Origin of the sequence: Shinella yambaruensis, assembly GCF_050859155.1 — a bacterium.
GTDB lineage: Bacteria > Pseudomonadota > Alphaproteobacteria > Rhizobiales > Rhizobiaceae > Shinella > Shinella yambaruensis.
In genome coordinates this window covers 2,358,774-2,384,091 of the sequence record NZ_CP150638.1, presented here as the reverse complement: position 1 = coordinate 2,384,091, position 25,318 = coordinate 2,358,774, and the positions used below count along the sequence as shown (strand labels likewise).

25 protein-coding genes and 2 pseudogenes are annotated in these 25,318 nt (G+C 62.3%); 18 read left to right on the top strand and 9 right to left on the bottom strand.

Translation table 11 applies throughout. The features are described from left to right. Positions 1-162 precede the first annotated feature (162 nt). The 4 genes from tnpA to WMC41_RS11720 are packed head-to-tail and all read left to right on the top strand — an operon-like array spanning position 163 to position 3,169. Positions 163-633 carry an IS66-like element accessory protein TnpA gene (tnpA, locus tag WMC41_RS11735; protein ID WP_432343330.1) on the top strand — a complete coding sequence of 157 codons (471 nt, stop codon included), beginning with the start codon at positions 163-165 and terminating at the stop codon, positions 631-633. Next, a complete protein-coding gene (gene tnpB / locus WMC41_RS11730; protein ID WP_160788235.1) occupies positions 630-986 on the top strand; it encodes an IS66 family insertion sequence element accessory protein TnpB in 357 nt (118 codons plus the stop codon). Before tnpA ends, tnpB begins: the two co-directional genes overlap by 4 nt. Before the next feature lie 48 nt (positions 987-1,034). Next, a complete protein-coding gene (gene tnpC, locus WMC41_RS11725) occupies positions 1,035-2,609 on the top strand; it encodes an IS66 family transposase (RefSeq protein ID WP_432343327.1) in 1,575 nt (524 codons plus the stop codon). Next, entirely contained in the window at positions 2,606-3,169 is a 564-nt protein-coding gene (locus tag WMC41_RS11720) for a YecA family protein (RefSeq protein ID WP_432343324.1), read from the top strand. The genes tnpC and WMC41_RS11720 overlap by 4 nt, the downstream gene beginning before the upstream one ends. Positions 3,170-3,266: 97 nt before the next feature. Here the strand turns inward: WMC41_RS11720 and WMC41_RS11715 are convergent. Then, a pseudogene (locus WMC41_RS11715) lies at positions 3,267-5,921 on the bottom strand (erythromycin esterase family protein). Positions 5,922-6,371: 450 nt separating this feature from the next. Between WMC41_RS11715 and WMC41_RS11710 the strand changes: the two are divergent. From WMC41_RS11710 to WMC41_RS11700, 3 genes are all read left to right on the top strand, one after another. Beyond that, positions 6,372-6,596, top strand: a complete 225-nt coding sequence (locus tag WMC41_RS11710; RefSeq protein WP_432343322.1) for a helix-turn-helix domain-containing protein — start codon at positions 6,372-6,374, stop codon at positions 6,594-6,596. A 308-nt stretch (positions 6,597-6,904) separates the two neighbouring features. Then, positions 6,905-7,816: a zinc metalloprotease HtpX gene (locus tag WMC41_RS11705; protein WP_432343320.1), complete on the top strand. Its 912-nt coding sequence runs from the start codon at positions 6,905-6,907 to the stop codon at positions 7,814-7,816. Positions 7,817-8,254: 438 nt separating this feature from the next. Next, positions 8,255-8,398 carry a host attachment protein gene (locus WMC41_RS11700; protein ID WP_432343318.1) on the top strand — a complete coding sequence of 48 codons (144 nt, stop codon included), beginning with the start codon at positions 8,255-8,257 and terminating at the stop codon, positions 8,396-8,398. A gap of 34 nt (positions 8,399-8,432) precedes the next feature. On the opposite strand, the gene WMC41_RS11695 is transcribed toward WMC41_RS11700, so the two are convergent. After that, positions 8,433-9,995, bottom strand: coding sequence for an AAA family ATPase (locus WMC41_RS11695; protein WP_432343316.1), 1,563 nt, complete (start codon positions 9,993-9,995; stop codon positions 8,433-8,435). Between the two features lie 350 nt (positions 9,996-10,345). On the opposite strand from WMC41_RS11695, the gene groL reads away from it, so the two are divergent. Further along, entirely contained in the window at positions 10,346-11,986 is a 1,641-nt protein-coding gene (groL, locus tag WMC41_RS11690; protein ID WP_432343313.1) for a chaperonin GroEL, read from the top strand. Between the two features lie 70 nt (positions 11,987-12,056). Here the strand turns inward: groL and WMC41_RS11685 are convergent, their stop codons facing one another. Next, complete coding sequence (locus tag WMC41_RS11685; RefSeq protein ID WP_432343311.1) at positions 12,057-12,854, bottom strand: IS3 family transposase; 798 nt, start codon at positions 12,852-12,854, stop codon at positions 12,057-12,059. After that, the gene (locus WMC41_RS11680) at positions 12,851-13,213 is read right to left on the bottom strand and encodes a transposase (RefSeq protein ID WP_432343309.1); all 363 of its coding nucleotides are present in this window, start codon (positions 13,211-13,213) and stop codon (positions 12,851-12,853) included. Before WMC41_RS11680 ends, WMC41_RS11685 begins: the two co-directional genes overlap by 4 nt. 151 nt (positions 13,214-13,364) lie before the next feature. On the opposite strand from WMC41_RS11680, the gene WMC41_RS11675 reads away from it, so the two are divergent. The 4 genes from WMC41_RS11675 (at position 13,365) to WMC41_RS11660 (ending at position 15,293) form a co-directional block, all read left to right on the top strand. Then, on the top strand, positions 13,365-13,532 hold the full coding sequence (locus tag WMC41_RS11675; protein ID WP_432343307.1) for a hypothetical protein: 168 nt from the start codon (positions 13,365-13,367) through the stop codon (positions 13,530-13,532). Positions 13,533-13,606: 74 nt separating this feature from the next. Then, complete coding sequence (locus WMC41_RS11670; protein WP_432343305.1) at positions 13,607-14,194, top strand: universal stress protein; 588 nt, start codon at positions 13,607-13,609, stop codon at positions 14,192-14,194. 126 nt (positions 14,195-14,320) lie between these two features. Next, positions 14,321-14,746, top strand: coding sequence for a sulfocyanin-like copper-binding protein (locus WMC41_RS11665; RefSeq protein ID WP_432343302.1), 426 nt, complete (start codon positions 14,321-14,323; stop codon positions 14,744-14,746). Positions 14,747-14,792: 46 nt separating this feature from the next. Beyond that, positions 14,793-15,293: a cytochrome b gene (locus WMC41_RS11660; protein WP_244766665.1), complete on the top strand. Its 501-nt coding sequence runs from the start codon at positions 14,793-14,795 to the stop codon at positions 15,291-15,293. A gap of 44 nt (positions 15,294-15,337) precedes the next feature. Here WMC41_RS11660 and WMC41_RS11655 read toward each other — a convergent pair whose 3' ends face one another. Further along, positions 15,338-16,606, bottom strand: a complete 1,269-nt coding sequence (locus WMC41_RS11655) for an MgtC/SapB family protein (RefSeq protein WP_432343299.1) — start codon at positions 16,604-16,606, stop codon at positions 15,338-15,340. A gap of 2 nt (positions 16,607-16,608) precedes the next feature. Here WMC41_RS11655 and WMC41_RS11650 point away from each other — a divergent pair, with 2 nt between their 5' ends. Continuing rightward, on the top strand, positions 16,609-18,594 hold the full coding sequence (locus tag WMC41_RS11650) for a heavy metal translocating P-type ATPase (RefSeq protein ID WP_432343296.1): 1,986 nt from the start codon (positions 16,609-16,611) through the stop codon (positions 18,592-18,594). A 7-nt stretch (positions 18,595-18,601) separates the two neighbouring features. On the opposite strand, the gene WMC41_RS11645 is transcribed toward WMC41_RS11650, so the two are convergent. Together WMC41_RS11645 and WMC41_RS11640 are read right to left on the bottom strand one after the other, a co-directional pair. Continuing rightward, positions 18,602-19,369 carry a pyridoxamine 5'-phosphate oxidase family protein gene (locus WMC41_RS11645; RefSeq protein ID WP_432343293.1) on the bottom strand — a complete coding sequence of 256 codons (768 nt, stop codon included), beginning with the start codon at positions 19,367-19,369 and terminating at the stop codon, positions 18,602-18,604. Positions 19,370-19,376: 7 nt separating this feature from the next. Further along, positions 19,377-20,162 (bottom strand): poly-beta-hydroxybutyrate polymerase N-terminal domain-containing protein, encoded by a 786-nt coding sequence (locus tag WMC41_RS11640; RefSeq protein ID WP_432343290.1) that lies wholly within the window; start codon positions 20,160-20,162, stop codon positions 19,377-19,379. A 166-nt stretch (positions 20,163-20,328) separates the two neighbouring features. Here WMC41_RS11640 and WMC41_RS11635 point away from each other — a divergent pair, with 166 nt between their 5' ends. The 4 genes from WMC41_RS11635 (at position 20,329) to WMC41_RS11620 (ending at position 22,083) form a co-directional block, all read left to right on the top strand. Further along, positions 20,329-20,655 (top strand): hypothetical protein, encoded by a 327-nt coding sequence (locus WMC41_RS11635; RefSeq protein WP_432343288.1) that lies wholly within the window; start codon positions 20,329-20,331, stop codon positions 20,653-20,655. A gap of 32 nt (positions 20,656-20,687) precedes the next feature. Further along, on the top strand, positions 20,688-21,356 hold the full coding sequence (locus WMC41_RS11630) for an MBL fold metallo-hydrolase (RefSeq protein ID WP_432343285.1): 669 nt from the start codon (positions 20,688-20,690) through the stop codon (positions 21,354-21,356). A 191-nt stretch (positions 21,357-21,547) separates the two neighbouring features. Then, positions 21,548-21,847: a hypothetical protein gene (locus tag WMC41_RS11625; protein ID WP_425314245.1), complete on the top strand. Its 300-nt coding sequence runs from the start codon at positions 21,548-21,550 to the stop codon at positions 21,845-21,847. Positions 21,848-21,864: 17 nt separating this feature from the next. Further along, positions 21,865-22,083 (top strand): MBL fold metallo-hydrolase RNA specificity domain-containing protein, encoded by a 219-nt coding sequence (locus WMC41_RS11620; protein WP_432343281.1) that lies wholly within the window; start codon positions 21,865-21,867, stop codon positions 22,081-22,083. A 25-nt stretch (positions 22,084-22,108) separates the two neighbouring features. Here the strand turns inward: WMC41_RS11620 and WMC41_RS11615 are convergent, their stop codons facing one another. Together WMC41_RS11615 and WMC41_RS11610 are read right to left on the bottom strand one after the other, a co-directional pair. Continuing rightward, on the bottom strand, positions 22,109-22,450 hold the full coding sequence (locus WMC41_RS11615; protein ID WP_432348326.1) for a GNAT family N-acetyltransferase: 342 nt from the start codon (positions 22,448-22,450) through the stop codon (positions 22,109-22,111). A 216-nt stretch (positions 22,451-22,666) separates the two neighbouring features. Continuing rightward, positions 22,667-23,697, bottom strand: a pseudogene (locus WMC41_RS11610) (zinc-dependent alcohol dehydrogenase family protein); the annotation flags it as partial. A 144-nt stretch (positions 23,698-23,841) separates the two neighbouring features. Here WMC41_RS11610 and arcD point away from each other — a divergent pair. Next, positions 23,842-25,311, top strand: coding sequence for an arginine-ornithine antiporter (arcD, locus tag WMC41_RS11605; protein ID WP_263195040.1), 1,470 nt, complete (start codon positions 23,842-23,844; stop codon positions 25,309-25,311). Positions 25,312-25,318: the final 7 nt, after the last annotated feature.

Genomic DNA, 25,318 nt, shown 5'->3' with positions numbered 1-25,318 from the left:
TTCAGGTTCTTCCTGGCAGGTTGTTTCGGAATTTGCGCTGGTGTGGATGGTATTCAACATTTCTACTGCCCTTCATCCATTGTGAGCGCGACGAACACCCCACCTTTCCTTTTGTGATTGATGCCGCGAGAACAACTCCTTCATCGACAGGAGCGGAACGGGATGGTTGGAGATCGCGCTGATGCCATGCTTGAAGCCATGGATGAAGGCATGCATGAAGCCAGGCATGAGGGAAAGTATCGTCGGATCGAGGTGATCACGGGTCGACGCCAGCGGCGGAATTGGACCGACGAGGAGAAGGCGCGGATCCTTGCCGAAAGTGCAGAACCTGACGTGAACATCTCGGCGATCGCCCGGCGCTGGGGCGTCAATCGCGGTCTGCTGAACGTCTGGCGGCGCGAAGCCGGACTGACCTCTCGACGATCCGCGCAAGCCGGCGCACAGCAGGCCATGTTCGTGCCGGTGACGGTGGTTGGCGATAGAACGTCTTGCGAGAACTCGCCGTCGGATATCGCCCACGACGCCGCGGGGCGTATTGAGATCGAGATTGCTGGCGCGCGCATGACCGTGATCGGTTCGGTGGCGCCCGAATTAGCGCAGGCGATCGTGGCAGCGTTGCGAGCACGCCGGTGATTGGACTTTCGCCTGGTGGAGTGAAGATCATGGTGGCGACGCAGCCGGTCGACTTCCGGCGCGGCATGAATGGGCTTGTTGCGCTGGTGGCGTCAGCGCTTGCGGCTGATCCCTACTGTGGTGACGTGTTCGTGTTCCGCGCCAAGCGTCTCGATCGCCTGCGCTGCATTTATTGGGACGGATCAGGCATGATCCTGGCGACGAAATGGCTGGAGGCTGGCACGTTCGTTTGGCCACCGATCCGCGATGGCGCGATGCAGATGAGTAGCCAGGAGTTCTCCCTTTTGCTGGCCGGTATCGACTGGACGCGGGTCAGGCGAAACACCGTAAAGCGGCCAACGAAAGCAGGCTGATCCTATTGGATTTGCTTGAAGATTCAGGGTCATGTGCTAGGGTCTGCCATGCCGCTTCGACCCGACCCTTTACCTCAGGATGCCGCGCAATTGAGCCGGATCATTCTCTCGCTCGATGCAGAGAATGCCGACCTCAAGGCGCGTGTTGCCTTCCTGGAGCGGCAGCTCTTTGGGCCGAAATCGGAGAAGATGACGGCGATCGACCCGAAGCAGGCGACGCTTGAGCTTGGCGATCTCAGCGACATTCCCGTGGCGGCCAATGACGATGTTGCACCCGTGGCTGACAGCCGAAAGCAGGAGCGGCGATCGCCGGCGCGCAACATCGGCCGGTTACCCAGGCATCTCCCACGGTATGAAGAGCTCATCGAGCCGGAGAGCAAGATTTGCCCGTGCTGCTCGTTCGAGCTGCATTGCATCGGCACGGACGCCAGTGAGGCGCTCGACATCGTGCCGGCGGTTGTCCGGGTGAAGCGGACGATCCGGCCGCGTTATGCATGCCGGGCCTGCGAAAGCGTCATTGTGCAAGCGCCCGCACCGGCGCGCGTGATGGACGGCGGCATGGTGACCACGGCGTTTGCCGCCCATGTGGCCGTTTCGAAGTTCGCCTGGCATTTGCCGCTTCATCGCCAGGCGCAGATGCTTGCCTCCTGCGGCGTCATCATCGATCGCGGCACGCTTGGGGCCTGGGTGACGCGGGTCGCCTGGTGGCTCGAGCTTCTCTACAATGCGCTGCTAGCCTTCATCCGCTCCCAGCCAAGGGTGTTCTGTGACGAGACGCCGCTTCCGCGGCTCGATCCGGGGCGCAAACGAACCAAGGTCTGCCAGTTGTGGGCGCAAGCGATCGACGATCGCCCATGGAATGGTCCGGCGCCGCCGGCGGTGGCCTATACTTTTGCCGAAAGCCGCAGCGCCCGCGAGGTCGAGGGGCAATTGTCGTCGTTTGCCGGCGTGCTCCAGGTCGATGGGTACCAAGCCTATAAAACCTTGGCCAAGCGCCGGGGGAAGAGCAATGTCGCCCCCATGCGGCTGGCCTTCTGCCTTGCCCATGCCCGGCGCAAGTTCGTCGAAATCGTCAAGATGACCGGGTCTGCTGAGGCCCTGTCGATCCTGGCCAGGATTGCCGAAATCTACCGTATCGAAGCGAAACTGCGCGGCGAAAATGCCGATACCCGGCTCACGGTGCGGCGTCGCGAGGCAGCGCCCGTCATGGGCGAACTGAAGGCCCAGCTCACCGAACTTAGCGACGAGGTGTCGTCGAAATCGGCGCTTGGCAAGGCCGTCACCTACACGCTCAACCACTGGAACGGACTGGCAGCCTTCCTGGAGGATGGCCGGATCGAAGTGGACTCCAATGTGGTCGAGCGTTCGATGAAATCGGTGGCTCTGACGAGGAAGAACTCGTTGTTCGTGGGCAGCGAACGCGGTGGCAAGACCTTCGCCGTCCTCGCATCGCTCGTCAACACGGCAAAGCTCAATAGTGTAGACCCCGAAGCTTGGCTTGCCGACGTGCTCGAGCGCATCATCTCCGGCAAGGTGACCGCGAACCAGATGGATACGCTCTTCCCATGGACCTGGAAGGCCGACCGCGAGAGCATTGCAGATCAGGAGCGACGGGCGGCATGACACAGAACAGCCAAGGGGTTACGGCACGGCCGAAGCTCGATGACGAGGCGTTCGAGGCCTTCATCAGGGCACGCCGTCCAGTCTCGCCGATCTGGTCGATGAGCGGCCTCGACGGTTATCTCACGGCTCTCATCATCGGCCCGAGGTTTATCGACCCGCGTCAGTGGATCCCGGAGCTGACTGGCCCGGATGCCCTGAACCTGCCGATGGAAACAACCGAGCATCGAGCCGTCCAGACCATCGTTGCGGAATACAACCGGATATCGGCAAGCCTCGCCGAAACGCCGAAAGACCATCGGCCCAGGTTCACCAAGATCGATGATCAGACCTTTGATCCCTTCGATTGGGACCTCTGCTTTCTATTGGGAACAAGGTACGCACCCAAGCTTTGGCAGCCCGTCCTTCGAGGTCATGCCGTCACCGGGGATATCGTCGCGCCCATCCGCAAGCTCGGTGAGGCAAAACGGAACGCGACCCGTCAGGATGCTACAAAGGTCGCGGAAGCGCTCATCAATATTCGAGCCTATTTTATGCCGAAGCGAGCGAAGCAGACGTTCTGACCGACAGCCGGAAACCTATTCAGTCAATCACGGAAGCCGTGGGCCCTTCGTTGCGCTCACCATCCATTGCTAATTTCCCAGCCGGCTCCCTTTTGGCTCAGAGCCCAAAGGGATAGGTCTCGCGTCCTCTCCGGTGACTACTTTCGTCGGCAGAGGGATGACCGCATTCGTCTCGTCGAACCAGACGAAAGCATCGTACTGGGCGGCTAGCGACACATGGCTATAATGGCTCCATCGCTCCGTTTCAGGCCGATAGATGACGCCGATGTAGCGCTCGAGCCGCGGCTCGGCCATGGCGCGGCGGAGGTCATCGTGTCCGGCGCGAAAGTCCAGCAGGAAACGGTCAACACCGACGTCGTGGCACAAAGCCTCGTAACTGTCCGGCCGAGACGGCCGTATAGCCTTGACCTCCATCGGTGCATCCCATTCCGAGGCCGCCGCAACGGTGCCCGAATGCGTGCCAAAGCCGATAAGGACAGCGTTGTGTCCATAAGCCTGTCTGCACAACTGGCCAATGTTCAGTTCACTTCGTTCCAAGCCCATCTCTGTGAATCGCGCATCGCCAATATGGGAATTGTGTGCCCAGACGACGGCCTTCGAGCTAGGGCCCGCCTGCTCGAGGATATTCTGCAAGGTGTCGAACATGTGCCGGTCACGTTGGTTCTACGATTCGTGCGCGCCAAAATACATGGTCCGATAGTAGCGTTCGGCATCGGCCACCAGACGGGCGTTTTGCGTTGCGTCGAAGAAGTCGGCGCCATTCTGGCGTGCATACTGAAGTTCCTTTTGCAGGAGGTCGACGAGGATGCGCGTTACCGGCCGCTCGCATAGTGCATAGCCTCGGGTCAGCGAAGCGCGTCCATAAGCGGCCGGCTCGCGCGACCAAGGCGAAAAGGCAGGCATAGCGCTCGCGCGCCACAGTCGCGGCTTGGGGATCTATGCGGTCGAGATAGGCAAGCACTGCGGCAATCGATGCCGTCATGTTGTAAAGGTCGAGTCCATAGAAGCCGACCCTTTGGTCAGGCAGCCGGGCGGCGTTGTGATCGCGCAGAAAGCGGACGAAGGCGTCGACGTCCTTGTTGCGCCACATCCACGTCGGAAACCGGGAGAAGGGCGCCGACGTCACGGCTCGGTGCGGGCGTTGCCGCACATAGCGGTCAATCGATGCGGCATCGGGCCAATCTGCCTCGACGGCAACGATCGTGAAGCCATGCCGCTCGATCAGCCGTCGCGTGATGGCAGCGCGGGCGCGGTAGAATTCCGACGTGCCGTGAGAGGCTTCGCCGAGCAGTACGACGCGTGCTTCAGCAAACCGATCGAAGGTGGCGGAGAATTCGGGGTTCTCCAGCGAAGGCAGCGGTTCGGCGGCTGCCCGCAGGGCGGCGGCCGTGGATATGGACGCCGCCGCTTGCCGCTCTACGGGTGCCGGCGTACGGACTTGCGCCGGCGGCGGCAAATGATGCTGGAACCAGGCGCTCGCCAACTCGGTCACCGCCTCCAGCGCACCGGGCTCCTCGAACAGGTGAGTGGCGTTGGGGACGACCCTCAGCAGCTTGTCGCATTGGAGGGAAGCCAACGCCTTGCGATTCAGCGCGCGAACCTCCTGGTCGTCGCCACCGACGATGAACAGGGTCGGCGCTTTGACTTCGGCCAGGCGCGGATCGGCCAGATCGGGGCGACCGCCGCGCGAGACCACCGCTGCCACGCGGCCTTGAAGTTCCGCTGCCGCCAGCATTGCGGCCCCGGCACCGGTGCTCGCGCCGAACAGGCCCAGCGGCAGATCTGCGATATCCGGCTCCGCTCCGATCCAGATTGCGGCCTCGAGCCGGCGCTCGTCAAGCAGGGGAATATCGAAGATATTGCGGCGGTCGTTCGCCTCATCCGCTGTCAGCAAATCTAGAAGAAGCGTTGCAAATCCCTCGGAATTCAGCCGGTCGGCAACGGCGATATTGCGAGGGCTCAGCCGGCTCGACCCGCTGCCGTGGGCAAACAGGATGATGCCGCGCGGGTCCGGCGGCACGCACAGATCGCCGACCAGCCCGAGCGGGGGAACCGCAATCCGGCGCCGGTCGGGATCGGACGCCGTGCTGCCGGCCTCCGCCCATTCTTGCCGCAGCAGCCCGATGGTTTCTTCATCGGTAAGCTGGTGGAAATCGCTATAAAATGCACCGACCCTCGTAAAATTCGTCGCCGGATGCAGGCACACGACGATATCGGCATGCCGGCGCAGTTCCGCCAGCGTTTCTTCCGGTGCGACGGGGATGGCGAGGATGATCTTCTCTGCGCCCTGGCGCTTGATCGCGATGAGCGCGGCTTTCGCCGTCGCCCCTGTGGCAAGGCCGTCATCGACGACAATGGCGGTGTGTCCGGTCGGCTCCAGGCGCGTGCGGCTTCCAAGATATTGTGCGCGGCGCCGCTCCAGTTCGATGAGTTCGTGCTGGCGCGCGCGTTCGAGATAGGCATCGTCAACGCCTGTGGCTTTGCGAACATCTTCATTGATGACCGTCTCCGGGCTTTTGCCTTCCACCACAGCGCCAAGCGCCACCTCGGCTGCACCGGGCGCACCGATCTTGCGCACAAGAATGAGGTCGAGCGGCGCGCGCAGCGCACGTGCGATTTCCACAGCCACCGGCACGCCGCCGCGGGGCAAGGCATAAACGAGCGGACGATCGGGGGCGAGTGCGGCCAACTTGGCCGCCAACTGACGGCCCGCATCTGCTCTATCCAGGAATGGGATGGGTGACCTGATCATGGAAACAAAATAGACGACTTACGATTTGCCTCATTGACGCCGGTCAAACCGTGACGAGGCGGTGTCCAGTGGACGTGTCGAACGCCGGAACGCCTTGCGCCTTGTCCTCGTGGTGGAGACCTGCTCTCCGTGCCGCTGCTTCGTGGCGTCGGTGCCGTCCATATTGATCTGGAGCAATGACTGCCTTCCTTCACGCGGAAACTATTGAGGCGTGAAATCGCCTTCATTGGTGTTCGGCAATGGCCAAGAGAAAGAGCGGTAAATTCCTCCTCGATCCGTCGTTCCATTCTCATTGCGCAATGGCGTCAGCGCTCGATGGTGTGGAATGGCTTTCACGCGGGCTTGGATGTACCAGGCGATTTGCGCGCGGCGCGAGCGTGTCTCTATGCGGCGATCATGGCTTTACCATGGGCGTGGTGAACCCCCTTCGACAAGCTCAGATACTACCTTTTGCGCCTGATATATCGGCCGTTCGACACGGACCGGAAGGTCGTCTCCATCCGGCACCATCCCATTACGACGGTGACGATCAATCGGATCGCGTTGGCCGCCTATCTCGGCACGTCGACCACGAAGCTCGCACGCATGTTGCGGGCGCTTGAGGGCGACGGCGTCATCCGTTTGTTGGCGCCTCGCCACGTCGAAATCCTCGAACAGGCGAAATTGCTGGGATAGGCGGCAGGGGGTTCTCCATAGGATGGAGCCCGCGAGGAGGTGTTCGCTTCTACGATTTCAGGGGCGGATTGATCCACGGCAAAGCGTCTTCGCGTGCTGAATCTTAGAAGGTTGTTTTATTCTATCATGGAGGCTGTCATGAACAGGAATGCGAAGATCGCCGTATATATCGCTATCGTGATCATCCTGGCTTTGGTCGGCTATTCGTTTTTCACGTCGCCGGCGTCTGCGCCGGTTGACTCGGCCCAGCCCACAAATGCGCAACCGGCCACACAATAGACGGAGGCTTCTTTCTAAGGAAACTTGGAATGGAAACGACGAGACAGGCTCGATTTGGCAGACCTTGTTGGCAAAAACGACTGATCAACGCCGTGCAATCGGCGGCGATCGTGCTTGGCCTTGCGCTCGTCGTGGCCTTGTCCGCCTACGGACTGATGGGCTGGAGCGGGATGCTCGCTGCCTTCCTCACCGTTGCGCTGGGGGCGACGATCGCATCGTTCTTGCCGCCTCGATTGGTTCTTTACGCCTATGGCGCTCGCGCGCTCTCCCCTCGCGAACTATGCGATCTTCAGGCAGCGACGAGAGCCCTTGCTGAACGCGCCGGTCTGCTCGCGACCCCGCGTATCTGGTATCTGCCGAACCTCGCGCCACAGGCACTGACTGTCGGCATACCCTCCGATGCGGCCATTATGGTTTCCAGAGGATTGCTGGCGCTACTCACGCCGCGCGAGCAGGCCGCCGTCATGGCGCATGAGATCGCGCATATTTGCAACAACGACCTGCGCATCATGGCGCTGGCGGATGCGTTCTCGCGGGTGGCTGGCATCTTCGCCAATGCCGGCATTCTCCTGCTGCTCCTCAACATTCCGCTGACCGCTCTCGAGCACGATCCGGTTTCCTGGATGACCATCGTTCTGCTGATCGTTTCGCCGACGATCGCAAGCTTGTTGCAGCTCGCGCTGTCGCGCACGCGGGAATTTCAGGCCGACGCGACCGCGGCCGAGCTGACGGGCGATCCGGAGGCGCTTGTTGCCGCCCTCTGGAAGCTGGAAGGCGCGGAAAGAAATCTCTGGGAGTCGATGTTCCCCGGCCGGCGCATGCCCGATCTCCGCCTCCTGCGCACGCATCCTCTGACGCGCGAGCGTGTACGGCGGTTGCGCGGCCGGGGAGATCGCGGTTCGGTTCACGGCCCTTTGTCGGGCTTGTCGAACAGGCCGTGAAGGCATTGGCCTGGATTGACGGGAATCAACGCGGTTTGCCGCCGTATTGTCAAAATGGAGACGGTGTCTGGCGGCGGTTTCATGCGCCGTGACCGTTTACACGCTAGGGCAAAGCCGATGAGAACGAACAGGACCTAGATACTGATAGCCGATGGATCGCGCGGCCGGATCATCCGCCAGCTGCGGCCCGATGCGGAAACGGGCGACCGGCTGGACGATCTGATTTTCGAGATCGATCACAAGAAGCTGGGTGAAATCATGGCGGATCGGCCGGGTCGAAGCATCACCGCGAAGGGTACGCGGCGCTCCGCCACGGAGTATCACTCCCAGCCCGTTCAGGAGCAGGAGGCACGATTTGCCGGCATGATGCTGGATACGCTGATGCGGGCGTATGGCGCGTAGGAATTCGATCGTGTCGTCGTCGTGGCCGAGCCACGCATGCTCGGCGCCATCCGTCTCAGGCTTCCGCCGATGCTCCGTCGGGCTGTCGTCAAGGAGATCGCCAAGGATCTGACGAAACTGCCGCCTCAGGACTTGTATCGAGCGCTCGGGGTTGACGTCGTTCGGCATGGTGCCGGCTGAGCATTCCCCGCCGTTTCCCGATCCATCCGGCGCTTCAGCTTGGAGTGGGCGATACTCCGTCTCCCGTCTCGGTGTGGATGCGATCGACCGCCATCGAGAGAATGTCGGAGACGATTGTCGTCGGCTTGCGCGCGGCATCGATCCGGCGCCAGCCGACCTTGCCCAAATCCTTCTGCAACTGTCGTGACAGGATGTCGACGGTGGCGTCGGATGGACCGCCGCGGCGTTGTTCGACCCGTCGCCACAGCACATCGGGAGAGACGTCAAGCCAGATGCCGAGGAAGGGACGGTTGCGCTCGTGTGCAACTTGTTCGATGCGTTGGCGATCCGCCGGGCGGTCGAACACGGCATCGGCGATGACCGCTCCGCCTTCGGCCAGGATGAGACCGCTCCGCCAGGCGATCTCCCGGTAGACAAGCTCGGAAATTTCCGGTCGATAGGCTTTCTCAGGCAGGCGCGTCTCTGCCGATACGCCATGCATGGCCTTGCGAATGCGGTCGCTTTCGACGATGCGGGCGCCCGGTGCGCCGCCGACGCCGGTGGCCAGCGCCTCTGCTACCGTGGTCTTGCCCGACCCGCTTAGTCCGCCGATGGCGATCAACTGCGCAGGATGCTCGCGAAGCAAGTGCCTGGCGAGGTCGAAATAGGAACGGGCTTGTGCCGACAGGTCGCCCGAAGGGTCCCCGTCCTCTTCGATTTGGGTCGCGGTCACATGCGCCCGGACAGCCGCCCTGACGGCCATCAAGAAAGACAGGAGAACGAAGCCATCCTCATTTTCCGTTTCGTCCAGATACCGGTTCGCCGTCAGATTGGCGAGGTGCGGGAGGCCGCGATGCCATAAGTCCATGAGCAGGAAGGACAGATCGTACAGCACGTCCACGGTCGCGATCTGATCGTTGAACTCGATGCAGTCGAACAGGCGCGGCTGGCCGTCGAAGAGGCAGATGTTGCGCAAATGCAGATCGCCATGACAGCGGCGTATCTTGCCGACGGTCTCGCGCTCGTTCAACGTGTTGGCATGGCGTACCAGCGCCCGGCGGAAGGAGGCGTCGAGTGAATTCACTTCCTCCCGGCTGAAAACATGGCTCGTCGCGAAACCTGCCTTGTTGATGTCGAGGACGGCGGCAAGGTTTGCCGCACCCTCGCCGGCATGTACGACGGGCGCCTGATTGTGGAAATGGGCGATCATGCATGCGGTCTGCGCCATCAGTCCGGGCGTCAGCGTGCATGCGTCCGCCATGCGATCGAGCAGAAGCGACTGGTTGAAACGCGTCATCTCCACGACCGCGTCGACCAGCATCCCGCTCCCGTCGAAGACGACCCGACCGTCAGTATCGCGCGTGATGCGCCGCACGCCGATGTAGAGCCCCGGAGCGGTCGGCGCGTTGAATTCGACCTCCTTCCGGCAGGCGGCGAGCCGCAGTTCGGGTGTCGAGAAATCGAGATAGGGCAGCTTCACCGCGCGTTTCATCTTGAATGCACGATCGCCGGTGAGGAATATCCGGGAAATATGCGTTTCGAGGATCTCCGTCTTGGCGGCAGGATCGCCGCCGCGCGCCAGAAATGCGATGGCGTCCGCCTGGCTGCAAGGGAGCATCGACACGTCTCCTGAATTCACGTTTGTTGGGCGCCGCCGCGTCGGTGGGTCGATGTGTCATCAGGACGGGCAGCGGCGGCTCTACGGACTTATTGCCATCTCAACAGCTGCACTTGCCAAGAGGAAGGAAGTGCGAGCCGTCACCCGGAAAGAATTGGGCAATTTGCGATCCAAAGCTTTGACGCATGTCAAACCGGCCATCGACGATGTCGACCGGACGCGGCGGTGGTCGCCGAACGGACGGCGATTGATCCGCGTCAATATGAAGTATCCCGCTCGATGGCAGGATGCGTCGTCGAGCGGTTGGTCGTCGCAAACGGCGACCGGCGATATCCGAAGAGGGCAAAGTGATGGCTCACAAACAGGTGCTGTTCCGCTCGGAGGCCCGCGAGAAGATCCTGCGAGGCGCCACACAGCTTGCCGATGCCGTGCGGGTTACGCTCGGGCCGCGCTCCAAATCCGTCCTCATCGAGAAGAAGTGGGGCGCGCCCCTTGTCTGCAATGACGGCGTTACCATCGCGAAGGAGTTCGACCTGAAGGACGCCGAGGAAAATCTCGGCGCGCGCATGTTGCGGCAGGCCGCGGAGAAGACCGGGGAAATGGTTGGCGACGGCACCAGCACATCGACCATCCTCGCCCACGCCATCCTTGCGGACGGTATCCGCAACGTCGTGGCGGGCGCCAGCGCGATCGACATAAAGCGCGGTCTCGACCGGGCGACGCGGCGCGCGATCGACGCATTGAAGGAGATTTCCAAGCCGGTTCAGACCCGGCGGGAAAAGGAGCAGGTCGCGGCGATCTCGGCCCACAACGATACGGCGATCGGCGAGTTGATCGGGGCGGCGCTGGAGAAAGTCGGCGATGAGGGCGTCATCACCGTCGAGGAGGCCAAGACCACCGAGACGGTGCTCGATGTCGTCGAAGGCATGCAATTCGACCGAGGCTTCCTGTCGCCCTATTTCGCCAGCGATCCGGACAAGATGGAGGCGGTGCTGGAGGATGCGCTCGTGCTGGTCGTCGACCGCAGGATCGGTTCGCTCAACGACCTGGTCAAGCTTCTCGAGGAGGTTGCCAAATCGGGTTCCCCGCTGCTCGTGGTGGCGGAGGAGGTGGAGGGGGACGCGCTTGCCACCCTCATCCTCAACCACATCCGGGGCACCTTGAAGAGCTGCGCGGTCAAGGCCCCCGGCTTTGGCGACCGGCGCAATGCCATGCTCCAGAACATCGCCATCCTGACGGGCGCGCAGGTCATTTCCGAGGACCTGGGGCTCAAGCTGGAGAACGTGACCATCGGGCAGGTCGGGCGCGCTCGCCGTGTCGTCTGCGACAAGGAGACCACGACGATCGTTGGCGGCAGCGGAGACAGCAAGGCGATCAAGGCACGGATCGAGCAGATAAGACGGGAGATCGACAACACGACCAGCGACTACGACCGCGAGAAGCTGCAGGAGCGGCTGGCGAAGCTGGCCGGAGGCGTGGCGGTCATCAAGGTCGGCGCACCGACCGAGTCGGAGATGAAATCGCGCAAGGACGCGCTGGACGATGCGATCAGCGCCACCAAGGCGGCCGTTGCGGAAGGCATCGTGCCCGGCGGCGGCCTGGCGCTGTTGCGCTGCATCGCGGCTATCGAGGAGGAGGAGAAGCGCGTCGACGGCGACGAGCGCACCGGCGCTCAAATCCTGAAGCGGGCGCTTGAGGCCCCCGTTCGCCAGATCGCGGAAAATTCCGCCGCCGATGGCGGCGTCGTGGTCGCGAAAATGCTCGAGGGCGAGAAGAACTTCGGGTTCGACGCCGGGCGCAAGCAATATGTCGATCTTGTCGAGGCCGGCATCATCGACCCGACCAAAGTCGTGCGCGTGGCCCTGGAGAACGCGGTTTCCGTCGCGAGCACCTTGTTATTGACCGAGGCGACGATGACGGAAATTCCCGAGGAGAAACCGGCGCAATCCGGAGTGCCGGACATGGGCTCTGAGGAGTGCCGTCAAGCCTGAGCGGCTCGGCAGAATTTTTGACGCAGATCTGGAGTGAACCCCTCGGACTGGACCAGCGAGGCGCTTCGAACTAAGCCGCCTGCTGGGCGAGTTGGGCTTCAAATTCTGCTGGCGATCTGTAGCCAAGGGCCGAGTGCAGCCGCTTGGCATTGTAGATATCCTCAATGAACCTGGGCAAGCGTTCGGCCACATCCGCGAATGTCTCGTAGCCGGCGATGTAGATGTCCTCGACTTTCAGGGTCTTCATGAAGCTCTCTGCCTGAGCATTGTGATAAGGGTTGCCGACAGCGCTCATGGATCCCTGCAGATCGGCGGCATCGAGCGCTCGTCGATAGGTCTCACTTGCGTATTGGCATCCGCGGTCCGTGTGGTGGATGCAGCCGGGTGGAGGCTTTCTGTTCTCGAGCGCCGAACGCAACGCTGCCAATGCCAGCGGCGTATCCAGGCGTTTTGACAGGCCATAGCCGACGACTTTCCGGCTGCAAGCGTCGAGAATGACGGCGAGATAGCAAAAGCCGACGGCGATGCGGATGTACGTGAAGTCGGCCACCCAGACCATGTCAGGCCGCGCCGGGATCACATTGCGATAGAGGTTCGGGTAGATCGATGAATCGTGGTTGCTATCCGTCGTGCGAACATACCGCTTGCGAGGCTTGATCCCGAGGCCATTGGCCCGCATGACGCGAGCGACACGCTTGTGGTTGACCAAGTGGCCTCTTCGCTGAAGCTCGTGCGTCACGCGCCGATACCCATAGCAGGGCAATTCATCCTGGATGTCCTCGATGATCGCAACGAGCTCGGCATCGCCGAGATTCAAAGCCCTTGCCGTGGATCGGTAGTAAAACGTGCTTCTCGGGAGGTCGATCACTTTGCACCCCCGTCTGACGGAGCAGGCCGGGGACCGCTGATGATGGAGGACTTCTCGTTGCCTTCGGCGATCGGCTGGCGCGGAGTTTTTTTCACCAGGTCCAGCTCCATCGTGAGTTGGCCGACTTTACGTTCGAGCGCCGCAATGTGGGCCTCGTACTCGGCAATGACGCTCGCCTCCGCCTCTTCATCGTTCAGCTCACCACGATCGAACTGCGTTAGCCACAACTGGATGAGGTTGGCCGAAACGCTATAGGTGCGCTGTGCATCGCGCCGTCCGATGACGCCGTTTCGGATATCCTGGCAAAGCTGCAATTTGAACGGTGTCGAATGTCGGCGATATGGACCTCGGGACTTCATGAGCCTTCTCCGATTAAGGCCCGCAGAGTGTATCAGTTTTTCCGTGTCCCGTGGTCCAGTCCGAGGGGTTCACTCCAATCATCGCGTCACCAAGGTGTTGAGGGCTAGGCTTTCCTACATTGCCTGACCATTCTGGTGAAGGAGCTCAGAAATGTCTTTCAAGACCATACTCTCGCTCATCGGCACGACAAACACCGAGGCGGATATCGACAAAGCCGTAACGCTGACAGCAGAAGTCGAGGGGCATCTCTCCGTCATGGCGTTGCGAGCCGCAATATCGCCGTTCGGCGCCGACTACCCGGCCGCGGCCGCCGGCTGAATGAGCGCCAAAGGGAAATCGACGAGGTAGTCGACGTTCGACGCATCGCTGACGAGAGCTGAAGGAAAGGTGGTGTGTCGTTCGAAGTCAACCATATCTACGATGATCGCTTCATCATCGAAAGCAATATCGGCACGCGGGCGATGTACGCCGATTTGGTCGTTGCCGGGGAGGGGATTCGTTCAGATGTCGAGCTTCGCAAGGCTGCAATCGCGGCGGCAGCGTTCAATGTCGGTACACCTCTACTCTTGATGCCGAAGGCAGGCCGCGTCACCCTGAGGCCAAAAAGCGTTCTTCTAGCCTGGAACTCGCGCCCGCAAGCGGCCAGCGCCGTAAAGGCGGCTATTGGTATGCTGAAAGACGCCGATACTGTCCGCCTCATCGTCGTCGATCCAGATGCTTCTTACTTCGAGAATGGTGGAGAGCCGGGCGCCGACATGGCGACCTTCCTGTCCCGTCATGATGCAAATGTCCTGGTTGAGCAGATCGCGAGCGGCCAAGGACCGACGGAAGACGTGATCCGCCAACATGCGCTCGAACTCGGCTGCGATATGATCGTCATGGGGGCCTACGGTCATTCGCGCCTGCGAGAATGTATTTTTGGCGGCGTCACCGCCTCGATCCTGGAGAAATGCGACGTGCCTGTCTTCATGGTGCGGTAAATGCCCCGATGGATATCCTGCGTCGGGGTACTCAGCCTGAGTTCTCGGTGCTTTTCGGTATCGTTCAGGCATCTGTCAGCATGGCGACTTATTCCCAAGCGCAGTTCCAGCAAAGAGGAAGCCGACATGAACATCCGTCGCAATATCTTCGCCGCGCTTGCTATCGTCGCAATCACCTCGCCGGCATGGGCAGCGAACACCGTCAAGGTCATCGAAAGTGGGGAAGGCGGCGGCCCGATGACTCTCACGCTCGACCATCCCACGATAAAGGCCGGGGAGACGACCTTTGTGGTGCACAACGATGCGCTCACGGAAGAGCACGAAATGGTCCTGGTCAAGCTGAAGTCGGTCGATCAGAAGATCGGTGTCGTCGCCTCCAAACATCGGGTGGACGAGAAACATTTGAAAAGTCTCGGCGAAGTATCGGATCTGAAACCGGGCACGGATGGCAAGCTGAAGGCGAAACTAGCTCCGGGCTCCTACCTCCTGCTCTGCAACATCAAGGGCCACTACGAAGCGGGGATGCACGCCGTGCTGACGGTGACGAAGTGACCGCACCCTCCTAGAGCCGCCACACGAAAGAAGGCGAACCACGTCCATGGCTACGACCCCATCGCTCTCGTTTTCCCTCCCGCAGCGCGTCTTGCACTGGCTCACCGCAGGGCTCGTCTTCTTCAACCTGTTGTTCCCGGACGGCATGAATGCGTGGAATAGAAGCATGAAGCAAACCGGTGCGGCGAGCGCCGAACAGGTGGCAAGTGCCAACATCCACGCCTATGCCGGCATCGCGATCCTCGTTCTCGTGGCGGTTCGCCTTTTGCTTCGGCAGGTCCAGGGCGTGCCGGCTGCGCCATCAGGGGAACCGCCGATGTTCAAGTTGGTTGCGAAGGTTTCCGAATGGACCCTTTACCTTCTTCTTATCGCAATGCCGGTTACTGGCGCCGCTGCCTACTACTTCGGCATGGAGGGTGCAGGCGACCTCCATGCCGATGTTCTCAAGGCCGTCCTGTGGGTTGTTGTCGGCCTCCATGTCCTCGGTGCGCTGGCGCATCAGTTTTATTGGAAGACGAATGTGCTTTGGCGGATGACGGTCGGCTGATCATCCCTTCCTGTGCTCGGCGGCAATGCCGCTGAGCGCGCTTGTTACATGACGGCGATGATGGTGTGAGCGGCAAACGCTGACGCGCCAGCGATGATCGTGAGGCCGGCAAACGGTGCGCTGAAAGACGAAGGTCCAAGCACGGTTGCGATGCCTGCACGGCACAAGGCGTTTGTTGCCATGGCGATGAGGATTGCCTTTCCAACTACATCGATCGGTATGACGTCCCGGCCCACTTGCAGAGCCGTCAGCACGGCAACGTCGACATCGACAGCGCCTGTCAATGCGGTTGTGGCCAAAAGTCCGGAGCTACCGAAATGCGAGACGAGAACAGCGCTGGCGATGGCGGCCGCCGCAAAAATCGTCGCGAAGATCAGGAGTGGACCGATCTCGAAGGGATTACTGGCCGATACGTCCGCGAACGGCTTGTCCTGCCGCCAGTAGAAAATTGCAAGCCCAGATCCGGCAAAGACGACCGCGGCCGTGGCGGCGGCCGGGCCGACGGCAATGATCGCTGCCGGGTCGATCAGCAGGATCAGCCCCATCACGCGCAGGATGGACACGGCCGCACCGAGCGCCGCAGCGCCGGCAAGCGGAAGTGGATCGGCGGAGCGTTTTGCGGTTCGCGCCAGAACCATGGTGACCGCGGTGGACGAGACGAGGGAGCCGGCAATCGCGCTCAGCATGAAGCCCTTGCTCGCTCCGAAGATCCTGACGGCGACGTAGCCGAGGAACGAAAGACTTGCGGTCAGGACGGTGAAGAACCATACCTTCCAAGGATTGAGCCCTCCCCATGGGTCGATGGCCTCGTCCGGCAGGATCGGAAGGATCACCGCCGTCATGACGGCAAGCATCAATGCAGAGCGTAGTTCCATCCAGGTCAGGCGCTTCAGGAAGCCATGCAGGACGTTCCGACTTGCAAGCGTGGCCGCAAGGGCTGCACCTCCGGCAGCCGCTGCTTGCGCATCGCCAGCAACAGCCAGGCCCCCGAGCGCCAGAACGCCAAGTCCCGCCATGACGGTGGTGACACTATAATCGGAATCCGAGTGCGCCTCGCGCAGCTTGAACACGCCCAGCGTCACGGCGAAGCCCAGGAAACCGATTGCAAACACCATTGGATAGCCGAGTGCCTGAGCGATGGCCGCCAGCACGCCGCCAAGAAGTCCCGATATCCCGAACGTGCGCATGCCGGCGGTTCTGCTGCCTTCGGGAGCCTCCCGCTCCTGCCAGCCGCGTTCGAGCCCGACCAGAAGACCGATCGATAACGCGAGACCCAATCTGGCTATGAGCATATCCATTTGCAGAGCCGTCAAGAATGAACCAGCCGGCCAAGTCGCGGCGGGCGCTTATTGATCTTCATTGTAGAGAAATCGCCGCTCCCGGAATTGATCTTGCGCAAGGTGAGTGCTCCCGTTTGTGGGCTTACTCACTTCGCATTCTGCCGATAGGAGCAGAGAACGTGCCACAAGCGGACAAAGGCCTCTGGCAACGATATTCGAGCGTGATCCTGGTCGCAATCGCCGCCGGTGGGTTGGTGACCGGGTTGGTCTTATCGTGGCAGGCCGCTCGCTACGCTCATCTTGTCTGGAGCGCAGCGACGCTGGCCGTCCTTGCCAGTCTGCTCCTCCAGGTTTTCAGTGCATTGCGCCGGGGAGATGCCGGGCTCGATATCGTTGCGGCGCTTTCCATGTCTGCGGCGATCGCGTTCGGCGAGCCGCTTGCCGGAAACGTCGTTGGCTTGATGTACGCGGGCGGCCAGTTGCTGGAATCCTTCGCAGAAGGGCGCGCGCGCCGCGAAATGACGGCCCTGATGGGCCGCATCTCGCATTTTGCCATGCGTCATGGCCCGTCCGGGCTCGAGAAGGTCGCCATCTCTCAGATACGGCCCGGAGACCGGCTGCTCATCCGGCAGGGTGAAGTGCTGCCGGTGGACGGGATCGTCTCCGGCGATGGCGCGGCACTGGACATGGCGGCCTTGACCGGAGAGCCTCTGCCACAGCCCGCTCCACCTGGAACCGAGGCGCTCAGCGGCTCGACCTGCGTGGGCGCGGCCTTCGATCTGGTCGCCAACCGGACGGCCGCCGAAAGCACCTACGCCGGGATCGTCCGGTTGGTCGAGGCCGCGCAGGCTAGCAAGGCGCCCATGGTCCGCATGGCCGACCGTTTCGCGATGGGCTTCCTGGTTCTGACCCTCGTCATCGCGGGCGGCGCTTGGTATTTTTCGGAGGATCCGATCCGCGCGCTTGCCGTCCTTGTCGTCGCAACACCCTGTCCCCTGATCCTCGCGGTCCCGGTTGCCATTATTTCCGGCATGTCGAAGGCGGCTGGCATCGGCGTTCTCGTGAAGAACGGCGGCATGCTTGAAATGCTGGGGCGCGTGCAGACTGCGGTTCTCGACAAGACCGGCACGCTCACCCATGGTCAGGCGGCGGTGGTCGACATCAGGACGGTATCGTCCTTTACAGCGGAAGCGGTGCTAGGGGCGGCTGCGAGCCTGGATCAGGCTTCCGGCCATGTCGTTGCCGCTGCCCTGATCCGTGCGGCCGCCGAAAGGGGCCTGCCTCTGTCGAAGCCGGAGAGTGTGCGGGAAGTGCCCGGCACCGGCATAGAGGGCTATGTCGAGGGACGACGGATTGTTGTCGGCGGGAGTGGATTTGTGCAGCGCGTATCCGGCTGCGAGGATCCGCATGACCTGATCACGCCCGAGATGCGGTCCTCGATGACTGTGGCAGTCGCTATAGATGGAGCGCTCGCGGGCATGATCGTTCTCAAGGACCAGGTCCGCGCAGATGCGTTGTCGGTTTTGGCGGATCTTCGGACGGCAGGCATCCGGAGGCTCGTGCTGGCGTCCGGCGATCGCACGGAGATCGCGCATGTTGTCGGCAACGCACTTGGCATGGATGCCGTCCTCGGCGATCTGACGCCGGAAGCCAAGGTCGACGCAGTCAGAAAGGAGACCGGAAACGGTCCGGTGATGATGGTGGGAGACGGCGTCAACGACGCGCCGGCGCTCGCGGCGGCCGACATCGGCGTTGCCATGGGCGCCCGCGGCACGGCCTCGTCTTCGGAAGCGGCGGGCGTCGTGCTCCTTGTCGACGAGCTTGCGCCACTCGCGAAGGCCATTGCAATTGCGCGCCGAAGCCGCCGGATCGCCCTTCAGAGTGTGTCCGTAGGCCTTACGCTGTCGATCGTGGCGATGATCGCAGCGGCATGCGGATATCTTCAGCCCGTCGAAGGTGCGATCCTCCAGGAGGCGATCGACGTGGCCGTTATCCTCAATGCCTTGAGGGCGCTCCGCTAGATGCCGCTCATCCTGTTTCCGCCGAAGCCTCACGGCCGCTGATCTCGACGATTTCGAACTCGAAGAAGACGTGAGGCGATGCAGCGACCGTTGCTTGCGGTTGGAGCTTGAGCGCCCCTGGCTCCCACCAGTCAAAATCCTCCGCAAGAAGCGACCAGGCTTTCAGCCGTTCGTCGTGAAATTCATTGGTATCCGGAAGCTCGCGAAAGGCGACGTCGATCACCACGCTTTTCCAGTACTGTTTGCTTTCGAAAGACTCGATAAGCAGGCAGGCGCGGGGATTGGCATGAAGGATGTCGAGTTTCTTTCCAGGCATCGAGAAGGCATAGAGACGGTTCCCTGAATGCGCGTAGGAAATCGGGACGACATAAGGGATGCCGTTTTCCGCGCAGGCCAATCTCGCCACGCGGTTTTCGGCAACCATTGCCGTGCATTGGTTGTGCGTCATTTCCCGGATCATCATTACGAAACCTCCCTTGTGGCGCCGCCGGCGACGGGCTTGCGGAACTGCAGGTCCTGGCCGAGATAGATCGTACCCGGCCCCGGCAACCGCGTGCCGAGCACGGCCGAGACGAGGGCCGCCGTCCACATGCCATGGGCGATGACATGGCCGAAGAGCCGGTTTTCGCGAAGGCGGCGTCGAGATGCGCCGGTTCTGATCGCCGGAGATGGCGGCGAACAGGTCGATGTCGTCGCGCCCGACGAGCCTGACGATCGACGCGGTGTCGCCGGGCTGCAGTTTATCGAAGGTCCGGTTGCGGAGGAATTCGTCCATCAGCGGTTCACCTCTGGAAAACATAGGTACCGGGAGCATCGGCGACGGGCCTGCAGCCCTCCGTCGCGGGCGCATACTGGATCAGCTCGATCAGGTGGTTGCGGTAGACCACCTTGCCCGGGGTCACGGCGACGTTCTTGCCGACGACGAAATTCTCGGTGCCGACCGACTGCTGCCCGGTCGCGAGGCGGCTCACATCCTCCATCCAGTTGCGGAAACCGTCGAGGAAGTTCATCCCGGCGGTCCGGATCGTCCTGTCCATCACCTCCGGATTGGCGAAAGGCATGTTGGAGGGGGAAAAGACGTCGAGGATCTGGCGGGCGGCGAAGGGCACCACGTCCTCGTGGTGCGGCGCGACACCCGGCACTTCCTTTGTCGCGTTGTGCCACCATTGCTGCTGGAGAAGGAAAGCCTGAGCCCAGATGCTGAAGGGCGGCTTCCTCCAGCGTTCGTCGGAGAAGCGGTAGTCGCCGGGTAGGGGCTCGATGCACGGCGGCACATCCGGTGCTGCCGCCACGGCCGCAAGGTGGCAGAGCAGGCGGACCGACTTGCGGTTCGCCTTGTCGACGAGCTCCATCCGCTTCCCGGGGGCCGAGGCGAGGTGGACCGACCAGTCGAACAGGGCAAGTGCGAAGGCAGCAGGCGACATGCCGGCGCTGAACTGGCCGGCGATCGCTTCCCGCATGCGGTCGATCGCGCGAAAGGCTTCGCTTCCCAGTTCCTCCACCCGGGGGACGGGCGGCAGATCCGTCATCCGCCGGGAGGCCAACATCTCGCTCGCCGGAGCATTCATGGGTGTCTCCTTCGGCAGGAGTGGGTTTCCGCTGAAGACAACCTCATGAACGGGTAGCGGATCGAATATTACCCTACACAGGGCAGTCTTTATCTCCGTTGACGTAGATCAAGTTTCATTGCGCGAAACCGCCTAGAATGCGATCTAATCGAAACGGGAGTTCGTCATGTCCGCGAAGAATGCGACAGATGCGGAGCAAATTGCGGTAACCTTTTCCCCCATGGCTGCCGATCCACTTCTTATGGCGCCTTTCGAGATCGCAATGGCGATGTACAGGCACTGGCTCGGGGCGACGTCCCGCCTGCTTCGGGACCAGTGTGCCCATCTGCAGAACCTTGCGGAGTGCGACGATCCTTTGAATATGCTGGTCTGCCAGACCGAATTTGCCGAGAAATCCGTCGTGGCGGGGCTGGATGAATTACGCCGGGGTGTCGATACGATCACCGACACGGCCTGCGGGCATTTCGCCGCTGGTGGGTCGCTGCCGCAGTAGAGCCTCGCTCTTTCCGGAGCAAACCGGATTGCATGGACGTGGGCAAGGCGGTCCGCGAGGGGGAGGGAACCATGCTGTCATTGAAATCGCTCGGTGGAGCCGGAACCGTCACCGGCTCGAAGCATCTGCTCTGCCTCGGCGACTATCGCATCCTGATCGATTGCGGTCTCTTCCAGGGCCTGAAAAACCTGCGCGACCTTAATTGGACGCCCCTGCCGGTCTCATCACGCGATATCGACGCGGTGATCCTGACGCATGCGCATCTTGATCATAGCGGGTATTTGCCGCGTCTGGTGCGCGAGGGCTACCGGGGCAAGGTCTATGCGACGCGCGCCACCCGCGATGTGGCGGAGCTGATCCTCATGGACAGCGGCCATCTGCAGGAAAAGGACGCGGAATTCCTCAATCGACACAAGCTCTCCCGCCATAAGCCGGCTCTCCCACTCTACACCGTCCATGACGCGCAAAATGCCGTGGAGCACTTCTCGACCGCCGAATTCGGCCGGACGGTGCGGCTTTCCAATGGAGCATGGTTCCGTTTCCACCGCGCCGGTCATATACTTGGCGCGGCATGGGTGGAGTTGGAATGGGGTGGCAAGCGGATCGTCTTTTCCGGCGATATCGGCCGTTACGGCGATCCGCTGATGCCGGACCCCGCTCGCCCGGTAGAGGCGGACTATATCCTGATCGAATCCACATAAGGCGACCGCATCCACGACAAGACCGATCCGGCCGATGCCTTGCGGGCAATCGTCGAGCGGACGATCAGACGCGGCGGCACGGTTGTCGTGCCGGCCTTCGCCGTCGGCCGGGCGCAGGAATTGCTCTACTATTTCTGGAAACTGAAACAGGCGGGGTTTCTTGGCGACGTTCCCCTGTTCCTCGACAGCCCATGGCCATCAATGCGACGGGGCTGATGGACGAGCACCTCAAAGACCATCGGCTCGATCTTGAAACCTGCAAAGCGGTGTGTGGCATCGCGCGCTACACCGACGACGTCGAGGCCTCGAAGGCGATCAGCACGAGCCCTATTCCGAAGATCGTGATCTCCGCATCCGGGATGGCGACGGGCGGCCGTGTGCTGCATCATCTGAAAGCCTTTGCCCCTGACGCGCGCAACACGATCCTGCTTGCCGGCTTCCAGGCCGCCGGCACGAGGGGCGCTCGCTTCAGGCCGGCGCCAAGGAGCTGAAGATCCATGGGGCCTGGGTGCCGGTCAACGCGGAGGTGGCGCATCTCGACATGCTCTCGGCCCATGCCGATGCCGACGAACTGATGCGCTGGCTCTCCGCCTGCCCGCGCCCGCCGCGCAACATCTTCATCGTCCATGGCGAGCCGGAAGCGTCGGAGGCGTTGCGCATCCGCATTGTGCGCGAGCTTGGATGGCCGAGCGTCGTGCCGCGCCTCGATCAGGAGTTCGTGCTTTGACGAGGCGCGGACAGTAGCAACGATATCAGGTTGAGCGAAGATCCTTGCGGATGAGGACCAAGGTCGGATCGTCGGGGTAGGGAACCGCCACGAACCCTTGCTCCTGTTCGAGTTCGATGGCTTCGTGGTTCTCTCGGCTTTCCAGCGATTCCAGCGTCTTGACGCCATGGGCCTGCGCGTAGCGGGCGACATGGCGCAGCATTTCCCAGCCGACGCCCTTGTGTTTGTCGTCGGCGCGCACGGAGATCGCCACCTCTGCCTTCGTCATCGACGGGTCGCAGGCCACGAGCGCCGCTGCGATAATCGCGTCGCTGCCGCCGGAGAAGGCGAGGAAGTGCTCCGTGGTGACATGGTCTACCTTCGTCATGGCAAGCAAGCGCTCGTGGCTCACTTCACGGACACCGCCAAGAAACCGGAAGCGCAGGTCCTCGGGCGTTACATGTCGGAAGAATTCCGCCAGAAGCGGCTCGTCCTCCGGCTTGACCGCGCGCACATGCAACATGAGCCCCGTATGGGTCATGAGAGCGGTGTCCAGAAAGTCGTTTGCCATCGCCTCGGCCGGGATCGTCAGCGCGCTGCCGGTTTCTATGATGACCTTGAGGGCATGCGTATCGGCCGCGCGGGAGAAGGTCTCGTAGGCTTCGCCGATCCGATCGAGGCTGAACCGATGGGTGATCAGCTTCTTCGGGTCGATCTTGCCCGCCTGCACGGTCTTCAGCAGCATCGGCGTCGTGACCGTGTCCACCAGCCGCGTGGTGATGGCGATGTTCTGCGACCACAGTTTCTCCAGATGCAGATCGGCCTTGACGCCATGCACGCCGATATTGGCGATGACGCCGCCAGGCGCGACGATCTCCTGGCAAAGCTCGAAGGTGATCGGGATGCCGACGGCCTCGATCGCGGTGTCGACGCCCTTGCCGCCGGTCAAGGCCAGGAGCTGGCGTGCCGCGTCGCCGCCGCTCGCCCGGACCGTTTGCGTCGCACCGAAGCGGCTGGCCACGCAAGCCGGTTGTCGTCGAGGTCGATCATGATGATCTCGGCGGGGGAGTAGAACTGTGCCGTCAGCAGCGCCGCAAGCCCGATCGGGCCGGCGCCGACGATGGCCACCGTGCTTCCGGGCTGCACCTTCCCGTTCAGCACGCCGCATTCGAAGCCGGTGGGCAGGATGTCGCTCAGCATGACCAGCGCTTCCTCGTCCGCGCCGTCGGGGATCGGATAGAGGCTGGTGTCGGCATGAGGGATGCGGACATATTCGGCCTGTGTCCCGTCGATCGTATTGCCGAGAATCCAGCCGCCGGTCGTGCAATGGGAATACATGCCGCGCCGGCAATATTCACACTTGCCGCAGGAGGAAATGCAGGAGATCAGGACGCGGTCGCCTTTGGCGAACTGGGTCACGCCGGCGCCCGTCTCTTCAACGATGCCCACGCCTTCGTGACCCAGGATACGGCCGGGCGTACAGGTCGGCACGTCGCCCTTGAGGATGTGCAGGTCGGTTCCGCAGATCGTTGTGCGCGTCACCTTGACGATGGCGTCGGTCGCCGCCGCGATCGTGGGCAGCGGCCGTTCCATGAGGGACTTCCGTCCCGGACCTTCGTAAACGAGAGCCTTCATCTCAATCTCCTATGCGGGGTTCGAAGTTTGAACGCAGGAGAGAATGAGCCTTGCATTCGTGATGGGCTTTGACGCCGGTCAAGGCGAAGAGCGGCAATGGCGCGCAGTCTTTTTCAATGTTTAAGAACTCCGGGAGACGTAGCCATGACTGCCGCAGATGTTCATTCCACTTCCCCGACGTCCGCCTCGACGGCCAGGCAGGCCAAGCTGCGCCTGGGAGCGCTGACCGCCCTGGTCATCGGCTCGATGATCGGTTCCGGCGTCTTCAGCCTGCCGCAGAACATGGCTGCCGGGGCCGGGCCGCTTGCCATCATGATCGGCTGGGCCATCACCGCGGTCGGCATGCTGGCGCTGGTCTTCGTCTACCAGTCGCTTGCGACCCGCAAGCCGGACCTGGATGCCGGTCCCTATGCCTATGCCAAGGCGGGGTTCGGGCCCTTCATCGGCTTCAACAGCGCCTGGGGCTACTGGATCAGCGCCTGGGTCGGCAACGTGTCCTATGCCGTGGTCGTCTTCAGCGCGCTGTCCTATTTCGTCCCCGCCTTCGGCGACGGCAACACCTGGCAGGCGGTGCTCGGCGCCTCGGTCCTCCTCTGGGTGATCCATTTCCTCATCCTGGCCGGCGTTCGCCAGGCGGCGGTCGTCAACCTGGTCGTCACCGTCGCCAAGGTCGCGCCCATCGTGCTGTTCGCCGGCATCGTCGCGGTCGCCTTCAAGGTGGATGTCTTCAATGCCGATTTCACCGGCCTCGGCAATGCCGATCTCGGCTCGATCATGAACCAGGTGAAGAGCACCATGCTGGTGACGCTGTGGGTGTTCATCGGCATCGAGGGCGCGAGCGTCTTCTCGGCGCGGGCCGAGCGGCGCAAGGATATCGCCACGGCCACCGTGCTCGGCTTCTTCACCTGCCTTGCGCTCTATGCGCTGGTCTCGCTGCTGTCCGTCGGCATCCTGAGCCAGCCGGAGCTCGCCGCGCTGAAGAATCCGTCCATGGCGGGCGTGCTGGAAGCCGTGGTCGGGCCGTGGGGCGCCGTGCTCATCAATCTGGCGCTCGTCGTTTCCGTCATCGGCGCCTTCCTGAGCTGGACGCTGCTTGCCGCCGAAGTCCCGCATGTCGCCGGACGGGACGGCACCATGCCGAAATTCTTCGGCCATGAGAATGCGCGCGGCGTGCCGGCGACGTCGCTGCTCATCACCAATCTCCTGGTGCAGGCCTTCCTCGTCATCACGCTGTTCGCCCAGAGCACCTATCAGGCGCTGTTCTTCATCGCCTCGGCCGCGATCCTCGTGCCCTACATCTTCTCCGGCGCCTATGCCGCGAAGCTCGCGATCACCGGCGAGGGCTATCGCGAGGGCGAGAGCCGCAACGGTCCGATGCTGATCGGCCTCCTGGCGACGGTCTACGGCCTCTGGCTCGTCTATGCGGCGGGCCTCTCCTACCTCTTCATGTGCGCCGTCCTCTATGCGCCCGGCATCGTCTTCTTCGTCTGGGCGCGGCGCGAGAATGGGGAACGCGTCTTCCACCCGGTGGAGGCCGCCCTTGCCGCTGCGCTCGTCGCCGTGGGGCTCTATGCCGCCTACGCCATGTGGACCGGTGCCGTCAGCGCCCTTTGAACCTGCC

Bases quoted from the DNA above. Each gene is read 5' to 3' on its own strand.
- tnpA (WP_432343330.1), top strand. From the start codon at position 163: ATGGTTGGAGATCGCGCTGATGCCATGCTTGAAGCCATGGATGAAGGC.
- tnpC (WP_432343327.1), top strand. From the start codon at position 1,035: ATGCCGCTTCGACCCGACCCTTTACCTCAGGATGCCGCGCAATTGAGC.
- WMC41_RS11720 (WP_432343324.1), top strand. From the start codon at position 2,606: ATGACACAGAACAGCCAAGGGGTTACGGCACGGCCGAAGCTCGATGAC.
- WMC41_RS11705 (WP_432343320.1), top strand. From the start codon at position 6,905: ATGGAAACGACGAGACAGGCTCGATTTGGCAGACCTTGTTGGCAAAAA.
- WMC41_RS11700 (WP_432343318.1), top strand. From the start codon at position 8,255: ATGCTCGGCGCCATCCGTCTCAGGCTTCCGCCGATGCTCCGTCGGGCT.
- WMC41_RS11695 (WP_432343316.1), bottom strand. From the start codon at position 9,995: ATGCTCCCTTGCAGCCAGGCGGACGCCATCGCATTTCTGGCGCGCGGC.
- groL (WP_432343313.1), top strand. From the start codon at position 10,346: ATGGCTCACAAACAGGTGCTGTTCCGCTCGGAGGCCCGCGAGAAGATC.
- WMC41_RS11680 (WP_432343309.1), bottom strand. From the start codon at position 13,213: ATGAAGTCCCGAGGTCCATATCGCCGACATTCGACACCGTTCAAATTG.
- WMC41_RS11675 (WP_432343307.1), top strand. From the start codon at position 13,365: ATGTCTTTCAAGACCATACTCTCGCTCATCGGCACGACAAACACCGAG.
- WMC41_RS11665 (WP_432343302.1), top strand. From the start codon at position 14,321: ATGAACATCCGTCGCAATATCTTCGCCGCGCTTGCTATCGTCGCAATC.
- WMC41_RS11660 (WP_244766665.1), top strand. From the start codon at position 14,793: ATGGCTACGACCCCATCGCTCTCGTTTTCCCTCCCGCAGCGCGTCTTG.
- WMC41_RS11650 (WP_432343296.1), top strand. From the start codon at position 16,609: ATGAACCAGCCGGCCAAGTCGCGGCGGGCGCTTATTGATCTTCATTGT.
- WMC41_RS11645 (WP_432343293.1), bottom strand. From the start codon at position 19,369: ATGGACGAATTCCTCCGCAACCGGACCTTCGATAAACTGCAGCCCGGC.
- WMC41_RS11640 (WP_432343290.1), bottom strand. From the start codon at position 20,162: ATGAATGCTCCGGCGAGCGAGATGTTGGCCTCCCGGCGGATGACGGAT.
- WMC41_RS11635 (WP_432343288.1), top strand. From the start codon at position 20,329: ATGTCCGCGAAGAATGCGACAGATGCGGAGCAAATTGCGGTAACCTTT.
- WMC41_RS11630 (WP_432343285.1), top strand. From the start codon at position 20,688: ATGGACGTGGGCAAGGCGGTCCGCGAGGGGGAGGGAACCATGCTGTCA.
- WMC41_RS11625 (WP_425314245.1), top strand. From the start codon at position 21,548: ATGGCCATCAATGCGACGGGGCTGATGGACGAGCACCTCAAAGACCAT.
- WMC41_RS11615 (WP_432348326.1), bottom strand. From the start codon at position 22,450: ATGACGAAGGTAGACCATGTCACCACGGAGCACTTCCTCGCCTTCTCC.
- arcD (WP_263195040.1), top strand. From the start codon at position 23,842: ATGACTGCCGCAGATGTTCATTCCACTTCCCCGACGTCCGCCTCGACG.